A 15,089-nucleotide genomic window follows, 5' to 3' on the forward strand; every position below is an offset into this window, starting at 1 on the left:
TGGCGGTGTTGATGGGCCAGGTGGTGCCGTCGGCGGCGCTGCCGGTGAAGGCGGTGCGGACGGTGAGGGTTTTGCTGAGGGTGCCGGTGGCGGAGGCGGTGACGTCGACGTTGGTGGCGGCGTTGCAGGCGAAGGCGTCGGGGCGGACGGCGGCGCACTGGCCGAGGTGGTAGACGCTGCCGGGCTGTAGGCCGGTGGCGGTGATGGTGACGGTGGTGTTGTCGGTCAGTCCGGTGGCGGGGGCGACGGAGATGGCGGCGGCCGTGATCGATGCGCCGGAGGTGGCGGGGGTGGTGGTGGCGCCGGCGGCGGGCTGGAGGGCGAGGCCGAGGCCGAGGGCCAGGGCGGCGGTGGCGCCGAGCTTGGCGATGAGCTTGTTCTTGTTCTTGTTGGTGTTGGTGTTGTTGGTGTTGTGCATTGTTTGGCCTTTCGGTTGGGGTGGTGGTTTGTTGTTGTTGTTTTGTCCTTGCACACCAAATTCTGCTGATTCGACTGGTTGCAAACCAGGTGTGTCAGGGTCAGTAAGCTGCCTGGGGGTAGCCGTTTCCTGTCAGCCGAAACGCTGGACGGGTCCACCTGCTATATGAGAAGAGGCGCCGCAGCCGGGCCGGAGCCGTACCGGGGGATGGCTGTGACCGGGGGGATGCTTCTACCTCGGGTTTCGGGCGGAAGGTACGGGGCGTGGAGATGTCCGGCCCCGTAGCTTGGCGGCTGCCGGCAGGGACGGATCGTGTCCGAAAAACTCCCTGTGGCATTTCGGCGGTGAAGTAGCCCGCCTTTACCCGTATTCCGTCCGGGTTGTGGGGCGCTGCCAGGGGTTGGCAGGCTCCCTGTCCGGGCTGTGGAGCGCTGCCAGTGCTTGGCGAGCTTGTCAGCCGGGTTGTGGGGCGCTGCCAGTGCTTGGCGAGCTCTCCGTCCGGGTTGTGGAGCGCCGCCAGGGGGTTGGTGGGGTTTTCGGTTGAGTCGTGGAGCGCCGGCTGGGGTTGACGGGCGGCGGCGCCGGGGTGTCGCCGGCTGCCGGCGGGGCGGCCTTCCTCTGCCCCGGGGCGCTGGGGGCACCGATGCTCTGTGCCGGGGGCACCGGGCACCGATGTCCGGGCGTAGGGAGCGTCGGTGTCCGGGCGTAGGGAGCGTCGATGTCCGGGCGCCGGGGGCGCCGGTGTCCGGGCGTAGGGGGTAGCGGTCGACGGGCCTGGGGGTTGCCTCGGGGTACCCGTCAGCGGCCCCGCGCGCGTCTGGCGGGCCCCGCCACCAGTGCGGACACCTAATAAATCATGGAATTCCATCGCATTACTAAGCAGTTAATCATCACAGAGTGTCGCAATTCGGGAGATGTATCCCCAGATTCCACATATGACCATAGGAAGGTCCGGCTGATGGCCAGTGACCGCCGCCAGCCAATGGGAAGGTGAGGAGGGCCTTATGCCGACGCTGTTCGGTTCACTGCGCAGGCTTGTGATGACGCCGTCGCTGGCCGAGGTGAGTTTCGAAGGGCGGGGATTTCCCGTCACGCCGTCGGACGCCACACGGCGCCTGGAAGCGATTCCCCAGGCGGTGATCTGTGGATTCGAATGGGGAATCGACGCGCGTGACCAGTGGGAGGTCGAGCGCCGGCTGAGCATGGTGGACCCCGAGCAGCGCGGGTTCGCCTACGAGGGCGCGACGATGGCCTTCACCATCCTTGACGCGATGGCGGGCGGCCGTGGTCACCGTACCCGCGACCTGCTGCTCGGTCCGGGGCAGCCGCACATCTTCCTGACCTACATCGGCATCGGGTTCGCCATGGCGCGCCTGCCCAGACCGCTGTGGAAGAAGGTCATGCCCGACCTCGGCGGGTCGGCCTACTACCCGACGATGAGCTGGCTGGCGGTCGACGGCTACGGTTTCGACCGCGCCTACTTCGACACCCGGCGCTGGGTCGACGAGCAGCGGGTGCCGGCCTCCTACCCCTGGGAGGGCTCGCCCGACTACTTCCCGCGTGCGGTGGACCAGGGCATCGGCCGGGCGCTGTGGTTCATCCACGGCGGCCAGGTGCCCGACGTCGCCTCCGCCGTGGGCCGCTTCGCCGGCCACCGCCAGGCCGATCTGTGGAGCGGCGTCGGCCTGGCCTCGACGTTCGCCGGCGGCGCCGGCACCGAGGCCCTCGCCACGCTGCGCCGGGAGGCCGGTGAGCACCGGGCGGAGCTGGCCCAGGGCGTGGTGTTCGCGGTCAAGGCGCGCGACTTCTCCGGGTTCGTGCCGCCGCACACCGAGGCCGCCGCCGCCGTCCTCGCGGACCTGTCCATCGAGAACGCCGTCGCGCTCGCCGACGACACCGCCGTGGACCCGCACGGTTCCGGGCCGGTTCCGCAGTACGAGTTGTGGCGGAGCAGGATCCGTTCGCATTTCACCTCGTCCGCGGATCTTCTGCTGAGCTGACCGCGCCGGCGCGTGACCGTCATCGGCGATTTCGCATAAAGCGGTATTCCCGGCAGCCGGTAATCGGGTCGACCATGCCTGGAAAGCGGCTGTGTTTCTCCTAGTGAGCACGTATGAAGTGGACCCGAGAACAACTCCTATGGGTAGATTTATCTAGATTTATTAACCCTTGGAGAAGAGGCGACCTGAGGGGCGGAGAGGTAATTGGCTAGTTTTATGCGGTCATTGAGACGCCGCATTCTGACACCCGACATCTCAGAGACACTGCTCTCGACACGTGGTTTCCATGTGAAGAGCCCGAAGGCCCGGGAACAGCTGGAGACCATCGGCGCGACGTTTCTCACCGGCTACGCATACGCGGCGGAGGCGCGTACACCCGCCGAGGCGGAGGAGTGGCTGGAGCAGGTTCCCCGGCAGTTCCGTGGCTTCGCCTACGAGGGCGCCGGCATGGCCTTCACCATCCTTGACGCGATGCCGGTCGGAGGCGGGGGCGGGGGCAAACTCGCCGGCTTCCTGGCGGGACGCGGCAACGACCACATCTACATGGTCTACGTCGGTATCGGCTGGGCGATGGCGCGCCTGCCGCGGTTCCTGTGGCCGAAGAGCAGCACGCTCGACCCGCTGCTGCTCTGGCTCGTGCACGACGGTTACGGCTTCCACCAGGCCTACTTCCGCACCCAGCAGTACGTGCACGAGCAGTACCAGGCGCCCGGTTTCCCCTGGCCGGCCGACGACCCCACGTCGTACGCCAACCGGGCCATCGACCAGGGCATCGGCCGGGCCCTGTGGTTCGTCAACGGTACCGACGGCGACCGGGTCGCATCCATGATCGAGGGGTTCCCCGAGTCCCGCCGCGCCGACCTGTACGGCGGCGCGGGACTGGCCGCCACCTACGCCGGTGGCGCGCAGGAGGACGAACTGCTGGCGTTCCGGGAGCGCGCCGGGGAGTACCGCCCCCTGCTCGCGCAGGGGAGCGCGTTCGCGGCCGAGGCCCGGGTCCGGGCCGACCTGCTGGTGCCGCACAACGAGGTCGCGACGCAGGTGATCTGCGGCACGACGCCGGAGCAGGCGGCACGGGTCACTCACGAAACCCGCCCTGCCGGGACGGTACAGGGCCAGCTGCCGGCCTACGAGGTATGGCGGCAGCGCATCGCCAACGAGTTCGTATCCCTTGGAGGTGTTAGTCCGTGACCACGACAGCTGGCTGGCTGCGGAAGCAGCTGCCCGGAATCGTCGCCCTCGTGCTGATGACGGGCGCGTTCGTAGTGAGCCGCCCGCCCACGTCGTCCGCCGACGAGAAGGCGGACATCGCGAGCAGGTACGGGTTCACCCCGATGAACATCGCGATGCCCGGAGGGTTCACCCAGAAGACGATGCGCGCGGTGAACAAGAGATACACGCACATCGACGCGTGGATCTCCTCGGTCGGCGCCGGCGTCGCGATGAACGACCTCGACGGGGACGGCCTGGCCAACGACCTGTGCATCACCGACCCCCGGATCGACCAGGTCGTGGTCACCCCCACGCCCGGTGAGCGGTCCGGCCGGTACGCGCCGTTCGCGCTCAACCCCGGCACCCTCCCCATGAACGAGGCCATGGCCCCGATGGGCTGCCTGCCGGGTGACTTCAACGAGGACGGCCGCACCGACCTGCTCGTCTACCTGTGGGGCCGCACGCCGATCGTCTACCTGGCCAAGGCGGACGCGCAGAGTCTCGGCGCCGGAGCGTACCTGCCCACCGAGCTGGTGCCGGGCGTCGGCGACACCGAGTACACGGGACCGCTGTGGAACAGCAACACGGCCACCTTCGCCGACTTCGACGGCGACGGGCACGGTGACATCTTCATCGGCAACTACTTCCCGCACAGCCCGGTGCTCAACGACAAGGTCAACGGCGGCGTGGAGATGAACGACTCCATGTCCCGGGGTCTCAACGGCGGCGAGGACTACTTCTTCCGCTGGACCGCCGGCAGCGCGGGCGCGCAGCCGTCGGCGACCTTCCAGAAGCTCGACCACGTCCTGCCCAGCAACGTCTCCAAGGGCTGGGAGCTCGGCGCGGCCTCCGCGGACCTCGACGGCGACATGCTGCCCGAGCTGTACCTCGCCAACGACTTCGGTCCCGACCGGCTGCTGTACAACCGGTCCAAGCCGGGCGAGATCAAGTTCTCGGTGGTGGAGGGCGTGCGCACGCCGCTCATCCCCAAGTCCAAGTCGATCGGCCACGACTCCTTCAAGGGCATGGGCCTCGACTTCGGCGACCTGAACGGCGACGGCATCTACGACATGTTCGTCAGCAACATCACCACCTCGTTCGGCATCGAGGAGAGCAACCTCCAGTTCATGTCCACCGCCAAGGACCGGGCCGACCTGCGCGCGAAGCTCGCCAAGGGCGAGGCGCCGTGGGAGGACCGCAGCGCCCAGCAGTCCACCGCCTGGACGGGCTGGGGCTGGGACGTCAAGATCGACGACTTCAACAACAGCGGCGACCTGGCGATCGCCCAGGCCACCGGCTTCGTCAAGGGAGAGGTCAACCGCTGGCCGGTGCTGCAGGAACTGGCGACCGCCAACGACGGCGTTCTGCGCAACCCGAGCTCCTGGCCCAAGGTCCGGGCCGGTGACGACGTCGCCGGACACCAGACCCTCGCCTTCTTCGCCAAGAACGAGGACGGCCGCTACGCCAACATCTCCGAGCAGCTCGGCATGGCCATCCCGGTGCCCACCCGCGGGCTGGCCACCGGCGACTCCAACGGCGACGGCCTGCTCGACCTCGCGGTCGCCAGGCAGTGGGACGAGCCGGTGTTCTACCAGAACACGAGCCCGAACCCCGGTGCCTTCCTCGGGCTGAAGCTGACCCACGAGGGCTCCGCCACCACCGGCGCCCCGGCCGCGGGCACGCTCCCGGCCCCGGGCTCGGCCGCGATCGGCACGGAGGTGACGGTCACCACGCCGGACGGGCGCAAGACCATCGCCCGGGTCGACGGCGGCAGCGGCCACTCCGGCCGGCGCAGCCACGACGTGCACATCGGCCTGGGGCCGAACGTGACCGGACCGGTGCAGGTCAGCCTGTGCTGGCGCGACAGGACCGGACAGCTCCACGAGCAGACCCTTCAGCTGACCCCGGGCCGGCACTCCATCCAGCTCGGTTCTCAGGCCAAGGAGAAGTGACGGCATGGCAGAGAAAACCAACAACCCGCCGCGTCACGACCCCAAGGTCGTCACGGCCCTGCGCAGGTTCGCCCTCTCGATGACGGTCTTCAACATCCTCGGCTACACGGTCCTCGGATTCGAGCAGCCGTGGCTGTGGCCCCTGATCGCGCTGGCCACCGGCTACACCGCGGAGATCGGCCTGGAGTACATCTCGGCCCGCAACGAGGGGCGCCCGCCCCGCTTCACCGGCGGCGGCGCCCGCGGCTTCATGGAGTTCCTCCTGCCCGCCCACATCACCAGCCTCGCGATGAACATGCTGATCTACGTCAACGACCAGGTCCTGGTCCTGATATTCGGCGTCCTCGTCGCGGTCGGCACGAAGTGGGTGCTGCGGGCACCGGTGCGCGGACGCCTGCGGCACTTCATGAACCCGTCCAACTTCGGCATCGCGGTCATCCTGGTGCTCTTCCCCTGGGCCAGCATCGCCCCGCCGTACCACTTCACCGAGAGCGTCTCCAACCCGATCGACTGGATCGTCCCGGGCGTCATCCTCTTCTTCGGCACCATGCTCAACGCCAAGCTCACCAACCGGATGTGGCTGATCATCGGCTGGGTGGGGGTCTTCGCCCTGCAGGCGGTCGTCCGCGGTCTCATCCTGGACACCTCCATCCCCGGTGGCCTGGCGATGATGACCGGGGTGGCGTTCATCCTCTTCACCAACTACATGATCACCGACCCGGGCACGAGCCCGTCCAAGCCGCTGTCGCAGTTCGCCTTCGGCGGCGGGGTGGCCCTGGTCTACGGCGTCCTCACCGGCATGAGCATCCCCTACGGGATCTTCTTCGCCACCGCCATCGTCTGCCTGATCCGCGGCGGCTTCCTGTGGTCGCTCTACATCGTCGACAAGGCCCGCGAGCAGGCCAAGGCGCAGGAGCGCAGTGCCGCCGCCCAGGTGCCCGGCCCGGCCGTCGCCGGTTCGCCGGCCGGTGAGAAGGAGGTCGCGGCCGTATGAGCAGGATCGCGATCGTCGGCATGGCGTGCCGCTACCCGGACGCCGCATCGCCGAGGGAGCTGTGGGAGAACGCTCTCGCCGGTCGCCGCGCCTTCCGCCGACTGCCCGACGTGCGCATGCGACTGGAAGACTACTGGGACGCCGACCCGGCCACCCCGGACCGCTTCTACGCGCGCAACGCCGCGGTCATCGAGGGCTACGAGTTCGACCGGATCGCCTACAAGATCGCCGGTAGCACCTACCGGTCGACCGACCTCACGCACTGGCTCGCGCTCGACATGGCGAGCCTGGCACTGGCCGACGCGGGTTTCCCCTCAGGTGAGGGCCTGCCCCGCGAGCGCACCAGCGTGGTCGTGGGCAACACCCTCACCGGCGAGTTCACCCGCGCCAACGTGATGCGCCTGCGCTGGCCGTACGTGCGCCGCACGCTCGCCGCGACGCTCAAGGAGCAGGGCTGGGACGACGACCGGCTGGCCACGTTCCTCGACGACTTCGAGGCCACCTACAAAAACCCCTTCCCCTCCATCGACGAGGACACCCTGGCCGGCGGTCTCTCCAACACGATCGCCGGGCGGATCTGCAACCACTTCGACCTCAACGGGGGCGGCTACACCGTCGACGGCGCGTGCTCGTCCTCGCTGCTGTCGGTGGCGACGGCGTCCAAGGCGCTCCTCGACGGCGATGTCGACGTCGCCATCGCCGGCGGGGTCGACCTGTCCATCGACCCGTTCGAGATCGTGGGCTTCGCGAAGACCGGCGCCCTGGCCAAGGGCGAGATGCGGCTGTACGACCGCGGCTCCAACGGCTTCTGGCCGGGTGAGGGCTGCGGGATGGTCGTGCTGATGCGCGAGGCCGACGCCCTGGAGGCCAGGCACCGCGTCTACGCCACCATCGCCGGCTGGGGCATCTCCTCCGACGGCAAGGGCGGCATGACCAGGCCCGAGGTCAGCGGCTACCAGCTCGCGCTGCGGCGGGCGTACGAGCGGGCCGGTTTCGGCATCGAGACCGTGGAGCTGTTCGAGGGCCACGGCACCGGTACGGCGGTCGGCGACAAGACGGAGCTCACCGCGCTGTCGGGGGCCAGGCACGCCGCCGACCCCGACGCCGCGCCCGCGGCGGTCACCTCGATCAAGGGCATGATCGGCCACGCCAAGGCCGCGGCCGGGGTGGCCGGTCTGATCAAGGCGGCGATGGCGGTGCACGAGCAGGTGCTGCCGCCGACCATCGGCTGCGTCGACCCCCACGAGGTGCTGACCGAGGAGTCGTCGTCCCTGCGCGTGCTGCGCAAGGCCGAGCCCTGGCCGGCCGGCGCACCGGTACGCGCCGGCGTCACGGCCATGGGCTTCGGCGGCATCAACACCCACATCGTGCTGGAGAAGACCGGCCCGCGGCGGCGCGTGCCGCTCCCCAGCCGTACCAGGATGCTGGCCTCGTCGCTTCAGGACGTGGAGCTGCTGCTCGCCGACGCGGCCTCACCGCAGGCGCTGCGCGAGCGGCTCACCCAGCTGATCGACTTCGTGCCGCAGGTGTCCTACGCCCAGCTCTCCGACCTGGCGGCCACGCTCCAGCGCGAGCTGCGCGACCTGCCCTACCGGGCCGCGGTGGTCGTCTCCTCGCCCGAGGACGCCGAGCGGCAGCTCCGGCGCGTGCTGGAGGCCCTCGACGCGGGCGAGAGCAGCCTGTTCGCCCGGGACGGCCGAGCCTTCCTGGGCCACGCGGACGGGACCGGCCGGGTCGGCTTCCTCTTCCCGGGGCAGGGATCGGGCCGCGGCACCAGCGGCGGCGCGCTGCGCCGGCGCTTCACCGAGGTCGAGGAGATCTACGCCAAGGCGGCGCTGCCCACGACCGGTGACATGGTGGCGACCGCGGTCGCCCAGCCGCGCATCGTCACCGGCTCGCTGGCCGGCCTGCGGGTCCTGTCCGCCCTCGGGGTGGACGCGGACATCGCAGTCGGCCACAGCCTGGGCGAGCTCTCGGCGCTGCAGTGGGCCGGCGCGATGGACGAGGAGACCCTGCTGCACGTGGCGGGGGTCCGCGGCAGAGCGATGGCCGACAACAGCGCCTCGGGGACCATGGCCGGTGTCCGCGCGACGCCGGACGTCGTGACCGGGCTGGCGGCCGGCCTGCCCGTCGTGATCGCCGGATACAACGGGCCGGAGCAGACCGTCGTCGCGGGACCGGTCGAGGCGATCGAGGAGTTCGGGCGCAAGGCCGCCGACGCCGGCGTGCGGTGGACCCGCCTGGCGGTGTCCCACGCCTTCCACTCGCCGCTGGTGGCGCCGGCGGCCGACGCCCTCGGCGCCGAGCTCGCCGGCGAGGAGTTCGGCCCGATCGAACGGCAGGTCGTCTCCACCGTCACGGGGGAGGAGCTGTCACCGGACACCGACGTCCCGGCACTGCTCCGCCGGCAGATCACCGAGCCCGTGCTGTTCACCCAGGCGGTGGAGCTGGCGGCCAAGGACGTCGACCTGTTCGTCGAGGTCGGTCCGGGCCGGGTGCTCAGCGGCCTGGCGTCAGGTCTGACGAAGGTGCCGGCGGTCGCGCTGGACACCGACGACGAGTCGCTGGCCGGGCTGCTGCGGGTGGCCGGCGCGGCCTACGTCACCGGTGTCCCGATCATCCACGAGGAGCTCTTCCAGGGCCGGCTGATCCGGCCGCTGGAGGTCGGCGCCGAGTTCACGTTCTTCGCCAGCCCGGCCGAGCAGGCACCGGAGGTCAAGCTCCGCGCAGGTGTCCGCAAGGTCGAGGAGCCCGTGAAGACCGTCGTCACCGGCACACAGCAGCAGCAGGAGGGGCAGCCGGGGGAGTCGAGCGTCGACCTGCTGCGCCGCCTGGCGGCCGAACGCGCCGAGCTGCCGCTGGAGATGGTGGGCGAGGACAGCCACCCGCTCGACGAGCTGCACCTGAGCTCGGTCACGGTGATGCACATCATCGACCAGGCGACCCAGCGGCTGGGCGTGCCCGCGGCGCAGGCGCCGACGAACCTCGCCACCGCGAGCCTGCGCGAGCTGGCCGAGGCGCTCGACGCGCTGGCCCAGAACGCCCAGACCGCCGGTGCCGCGCCGGCCCGGCTGGTGGCCGGATCGGCTCCGTGGGCCCGGCCGTTCGCGGTCGACCTCGACGAGCTGCCGCTGCCGGCGCGGACCACACCGGAGGAGAACGGGCAGTGGCAGGTGTTCGGGGCGGGAGAGTCCCCGATCGCCGAGCCGCTGCGCCAGGCCCTCGAACGCGAGAAGGTCGGCTCCGGCGTGCTGGTGTGCCTGCCGCCGAACTGCTCCGAGGAACAGGTGGAGCAGGCGCTGCTGGGCGCGAAGGCCGCCATCCGCGGCGCGCAGGACAGCCGGTTCGTCCTGGTCCAGCACGGCCGCGGCGCGGCCGGCCTGGCAAAGACGTTGCAGCTGGAGGCCCCTCATCTGCGGACAACCATCGTGCACGTGCCCGCGGGGCCCGAGGCGGTCGGCCAGGTGGTGGCCGAAGTGGCCGCGACCTCGGCCTACGCCGAGGTCCACTACGACGGCGACGGCGTACGGCGGGTGCCGACGATGCGCGCGCTGCCGGTACGGCCGGCCCGCACGCGGCAGCCGCTGGACGGGACCGACGTGCTGCTGGTGACCGGCGGCGGGAAGGGCATCACCGCCGAATGCGCGCTGGCGGTGGCCACCGACACCGGCGCCAAGCTGGCCGTGCTGGGACGCTCGGATCCGGCCGACGACCAGGAGCTGGCCGACAACCTCCGGCGGATGGCGGACTCCGGGGTGAGCGTGCACTACGCCCGGGCCGACGTCACCGACCTCGACCAGGTGCGTCGCGGGGTCGCCGAGGTGGAGGCGGCCCTCGGACCCGTCACCGCCGTGCTGCACGGCGCCGGCCGCAACGAGCCCGGCGGGCTGGCGAGCCTCGACATGGCCGCCTTCCGGCGGACCTTCGCCCCCAAGGTGGGCGGCCTGCGCAACGTGCTGGCCGCCGTCGAACCCGGCCGGCTGCGCCTGCTGGTGTCCTTCGGCAGCATCATCGGCCGTGCGGGACTGCACGGTGAGGCGCACTACGCCACCGCGAACGAGTGGCTGGCCGACCTCACCCGCGAGGTCGCCGAGCAGCACCCGCAGTGCCGCAGCATCTGCATGGAATGGTCGGTCTGGTCCGACGTCGGCATGGGCGAACGCCTCTCGGTCGTCGACGGACTGGCCCGCAAGGGCATCACGCCGATCTCCCCGGAGCAGGGCGTGCAGATCATGCGGCGGCTGGTGGCCGACCCCGACGCGCCCACCGTCGTGGTGATCAGCGGGCGCACCGAGGGCATCGACACCGTCCGCTACGACCTGCCGTCGCTGCCGCTGCTGCGCTTCGTCGACAGGCCGCTGATCCGCTACCACGGCGTCGAGCTCGTCACCGAGATCGAGATGAACGCCGGGACCGACCTCTACCTCGCCGACCACCTCCTCGACGGCAACCTTCTCTTCCCCGCCGTGTTCGGCATGGAGGCCATGGCACAGGTGGCCTCCGCGGCCACCGGGTGGCAGACGGTGCCGGTGATCGAGCAGGCGGAGTTCCTGCGGCCCATCATCGTGCCGCCGACCGGCAGCACCACGGTCCGGATCGCCGCGACCGTGACCGACCACGAGACCGTCGAGGTGGCCATCCGCAGCGCGGAGACCGGCTTCGACGTGGACCACTTCCGCGCGCGGCTGCGCTTCACCGGTGACGGCGCGCCGGACGGCCCGCCGGACCAGGTCGGCGAGGGCCTGCCGGTGGTGCCGCTGGACCCGGCCACCGAGATGTACGGCGACGTGCTGTTCCAGGGCACCCGGTTCCAGCGCCTGCGCCGCTACCACCGGGCCGCGGCCCGCCACGTCGACGCCGACGTGGCGGCGGTGGAGGCGAGGGACTGGTTCGCCGCCTTCCTCCCCGGCGAGCTGCTGCTCGGCGACCCGGGCATGCGCGACGCGCTCATGCACGGCAACCAGGTCTGCGTCCCGGACGCCACCCTGCTGCCGACCGGGATCGAGCGGGTGCACCCCGGCGGCGCCGCGCTGGCCGAGGCGGCGGAGCTGCGCTACTGCGCCACCGAGCGGCAGCGCGACGGCGACACCTACATCTACGACATCGCGGTGCGCACCGCCGCCGGTGACGTCGTCGAGCGGTGGGAGGGCCTGCGCCTGCAGGCGGTGCGGAAGAAGGACGGGCGCGGCCCCTGGGTCACCCCCCTGCTCGGCTCCTACCTGGAGCGGACGCTGGAGGACCTGACCGGCTCGCGGGTCGCGGTCGCCGTCGAACCGCACTACCCGGACGCCCCGGAAGGGGACGAGGGGCACCGGGTCCTGACGGCCGTGGCCGTGGGACGGGCGCTGGGCCACCAGGCCGAGATCCGGTACCTGCCGGACGGCCGGCCGGAGACCGGCGGCGGCCGTACGGTCTCGGCGTCCCACACGGCGGGGGTGACCCTGGGCGTCGCGGCCGCCGGCACGGTGGGCTGCGCCGTCGAGCGGGTGACCGAACAGTCGGCGGAGGCGTGGCGGGAACTGCTCGGCGGGCACGTGCCCGTCGCCGAGCAGGTCTCCGCGCAGACGGGGGAGAGGCTCGACACCGCCGCCACGCGGGTGCGGACCGCCGTCGAGTGCCTGCGGAACGCGGGCCTCTCGCCGGGCGCCCCCCTCACCCCGGCCCCGGCCCAACGGGACGCGTGGGTGGTCTTCGCCTCCGGCGACCTGCGGATCGCGACACTCGTCACGAGCCTGCGGGACACCCCGGATCCAGTCGTGTTCGCAGTCCTTACAGAAGGGCGGTCGTAGACCATGGGCAAGTACTTCGAATACCTGCACACGGTCGGCTTCGAGGAGACCAACCTCGTCGGCAACGTCTACTACGTCAACTACCTGCGCTGGCAGGGACGTTGCCGGGAGATGTTCCTGAAGCTGCAGGCACCGGAGGTGCTCGTGGACCTCCAGGACGACCTGAAGCTCTTCACACTGAAGGTCGACTGCGAGTTCTTCGCCGAGATCACGGCCTTCGACGAGCTCTCCATCAGGATGCGCCTGGTCGATCTCACGCAGACCCAGATCGAGTTCAACTTCGACTACGTCCGGCTCCACGCGGGCGGCGGCGAGACGCTCATCGCCCGCGGCCGGCAACGCATCGCGTGCATGCGCGGACCGAACACCCGGACGGTCCCCGCCAGGGTCCCCGAGGCGCTGGCCCGGGCGCTCGAACCGTACGCGCCGTAGGCGCGGATCCAGACAGTCAGCCAGGAGGTCAGCGTGACAGTCGACAACTCCACGTCATCTCGCGAGATGGCAGAAGCGAAGGCGCTGCGGCGGGCGTTCGGGACGTTCGCCACCGGTGTCACCGTGGTGACGACGGGCGGCACCGTCCCGCACGCCATGACCGCGAACTCCTTCACCTCGGTCTCCCTCGACCCGCCACTTGTGCTGGTCTGCGTCGACCGCAGCGCGGTCATGCACCGGTGCCTCACCACCACGGGCTTCTTCGGGGTCTGCGTGCTGGCCGCCCACCAGGAGGCCGCGGCCCGGCACTTCGCCGACCGCTGGCGGACCCTGGGCGCGGCCCAGTTCGACGACGTCGACTGGCTGCCCGGCGAGAACACCGGCGTGCCGCTGCTGGAGGGCACCCTCGCCCGTTTCGAGTGCGAGCTGTGGCGCACCTATGACGGCGGCGACCACACGATCTTCATCGGAAAGGTGCTGTCCATGGAGCAGCAGACCGACCGGGAGGCCCTGCTGGTCTTCAACGGCAAGTTCCGGCAGATCACCCCCGATTGGAGTGAGGTGACTGCATGACCGTCACCGGGCGGGGTGCGGATGCCGTACCCAAGAGATCCTCTCCGGCATCCGGCACCCGCCGGGTGCCGCCCGGGCCGCCTTTCTGGGCCGGGCCGAGCCTGTTCAAGAAACTGGCGACGGACCGGCTCGGCATGATGACCCTCGCCGCGACGTACGGCGACGCGGCCCGGCTGTCCATCGGCCCCAAGACCCTCTACTTCTTCAACCACCCCGACCACGCCAAGCACGTGCTGGCCGACAACAGCGGCAACTACCACAAGGGCGTCGGGCTCGTTCAGGCGCGGCGGGCCATCGGCGACGGGCTGCTGACGAGCGAGGGCGACCTGTGGCGCAAGCAGCGCAGGATGATCCAGCCGGTGTTCCAGAACAAGCGGATCTCCCAGCAGGCCGGGGTCATCGCCACGGAGGCGGCCAACCTGGTGGACCGGCTGCGGGCCCACGCCGGCGGGCAGCCGGTCGACGTGGTCCAGGAGATGACCTCGCTCAGCCTCGGCGTGCTCGGGCGCACCCTGCTCGATGCCGACCTCGGCGCGTTCAGCTCGATCGGGCACTCCTTCGAGGCCGTCCAGGACCAGGCGATGTTCGAGCTGGTGACGCTGAGCAAGGTGCCGATGTGGGTGCCCCTGCCCAAGCAGCTGCGCTTCCGCCGTGCCCGCGGGGAACTGCAGCGGATCGTCGACCACCTCGTCGCCGACCGCCTCGCGCGGTCCGGCGACGGCGGTGACGACGTCGTGTCCCGCCTGATCGCCTCGACCAGGCAGGAGGCCGACCCCCGGGTCGGCCGGCAGCGGATGCGCGACGAGCTGGTCACCCTGCTGCTCGCCGGGCACGAGACGACTGCCAGCACGCTGTCGTGGACCTTCTACCTCATCGACCGGCATCCGGAGGTCCGCGAGCGGCTGCACGCCGAGGCGGTGGAGGTGCTCGGCGACCGGCTGCCGGCCTACGAGGACCTCCACCGGCTGAAGTACACCGCGATGGTGGTGGAGGAGGTCATGCGCCTCTACCCGCCGGTGTGGATGCTGCCGAGGGAGGCCCAGGGAGACGACGAGATCGGCGGCTACCGCGTACCGGCCGGTTCCGACGTCCTGATCAGCCCGTACACGCTGCACCGGCACCCGGCCTTCTGGGACGCCCCGGACCGGTTCGACCCGGACCGCTTCGATCCGGACCGCCCCACCGGCCGGCCCCGGTACGCCTACATCCCGTTCGGCGCCGGGCCCCGGTTCTGCGTCGGAAACCATCTCGGCATGATGGAGGCCACGTTCGTGATCGCGATGGTCGCCCGTGACCTCCGGCTGGCCGGCGTGCCCGGCCATCGGGTGGTCCCCGAGCCCATGCTGTCCCTGCGGGTGCGCGGCGGGCTGCCGATGAGCGTCCACTCCGCGACCGGCACGCGCGTCCCGCGGCCCCGGGCCGGCTCCCGGCAGGGCGGGGAGTGACGTCTGGGATCACACGGGCGTGGCGGGAGGGGCGGAGCCCCCGGGAACGGCCTGGAGGAGGACGGGCCCGGGGTCTCCGCCCAGCGGCCCGTCGCGCCCGTCGCGCTGGGTGGGTCCGGGGTCTCCGTCCGGCGGTCCGTCGCGCCGGATGGGGCCGGAGTCTCCTCCCGTGGGACGGTCTGGGCGGGGTTCTCCTCCCATGGGACGGCCCCGCTCCCACCTTCGGGGCGCGGGGTGGCTCCCCGGTCCCGCCGCACCCGCGCCGGTAAGGCCC

9 protein-coding genes are annotated in these 15,089 nt (G+C 70.9%); 8 read left to right on the forward strand and 1 reads right to left on the reverse strand.

Annotation, left to right across the window (positions count from 1 at the left end; genetic code table 11):
- Positions 1-418, reverse strand: a 418-nt coding sequence (locus BM085_RS38280; RefSeq protein WP_093891666.1) for an enediyne antibiotic chromoprotein, incomplete at its 3' end; no start/stop codon positions are given.
- A 1,004-nt stretch (positions 419-1,422) separates the two neighbouring features.
- Between BM085_RS38280 and BM085_RS38285 the strand changes: the two genes are divergently transcribed.
- The 8 genes from BM085_RS38285 (at position 1,423) to BM085_RS38320 (ending at position 14,815) form a co-directional block, all read left to right on the forward strand.
- The gene (locus BM085_RS38285) at positions 1,423-2,418 is read left to right on the forward strand and encodes a DUF1702 family protein (protein ID WP_093891667.1); all 996 of its coding nucleotides are present in this window, start codon (positions 1,423-1,425) and stop codon (positions 2,416-2,418) included.
- Positions 2,419-2,634: 216 nt separating this feature from the next.
- Positions 2,635-3,609 carry a DUF1702 family protein gene (locus BM085_RS38290; protein WP_093891668.1) on the forward strand — a complete coding sequence of 325 codons (975 nt, stop codon included), beginning with the start codon at positions 2,635-2,637 and terminating at the stop codon, positions 3,607-3,609.
- A complete protein-coding gene (locus BM085_RS38295) occupies positions 3,606-5,582 on the forward strand; it encodes a CRTAC1 family protein (protein ID WP_093891669.1) in 1,977 nt (658 codons plus the stop codon). Before BM085_RS38290 ends, BM085_RS38295 begins: the two co-directional genes overlap by 4 nt.
- A 4-nt stretch (positions 5,583-5,586) precedes the next feature.
- Complete coding sequence (locus BM085_RS38300; protein WP_093891670.1) at positions 5,587-6,576, forward strand: enediyne biosynthesis protein; 990 nt, start codon at positions 5,587-5,589, stop codon at positions 6,574-6,576.
- Complete coding sequence (locus BM085_RS38305) at positions 6,573-12,365, forward strand: type I polyketide synthase (RefSeq protein WP_093891671.1); 5,793 nt, start codon at positions 6,573-6,575, stop codon at positions 12,363-12,365. The genes BM085_RS38300 and BM085_RS38305 overlap by 4 nt, the downstream gene beginning before the upstream one ends.
- A 3-nt stretch (positions 12,366-12,368) precedes the next feature.
- A complete protein-coding gene (locus tag BM085_RS38310) occupies positions 12,369-12,797 on the forward strand; it encodes an acyl-CoA thioesterase (protein WP_093891672.1) in 429 nt (142 codons plus the stop codon).
- 33 nt (positions 12,798-12,830) lie between these two features.
- Positions 12,831-13,370 carry a flavin reductase family protein gene (locus BM085_RS38315; protein ID WP_218158945.1) on the forward strand — a complete coding sequence of 180 codons (540 nt, stop codon included), beginning with the start codon at positions 12,831-12,833 and terminating at the stop codon, positions 13,368-13,370.
- Positions 13,367-14,815, forward strand: coding sequence for a cytochrome P450 (locus BM085_RS38320; protein ID WP_093891674.1), 1,449 nt, complete (start codon positions 13,367-13,369; stop codon positions 14,813-14,815). Before BM085_RS38315 ends, BM085_RS38320 begins: the two co-directional genes overlap by 4 nt.
- Positions 14,816-15,089: the final 274 nt, after the last annotated feature.

Origin of the sequence: Streptosporangium canum, assembly GCF_900113865.1 — a bacterium.
Taxonomy (GTDB): domain Bacteria; phylum Actinomycetota; class Actinomycetes; order Streptosporangiales; family Streptosporangiaceae; genus Streptosporangium; species Streptosporangium canum.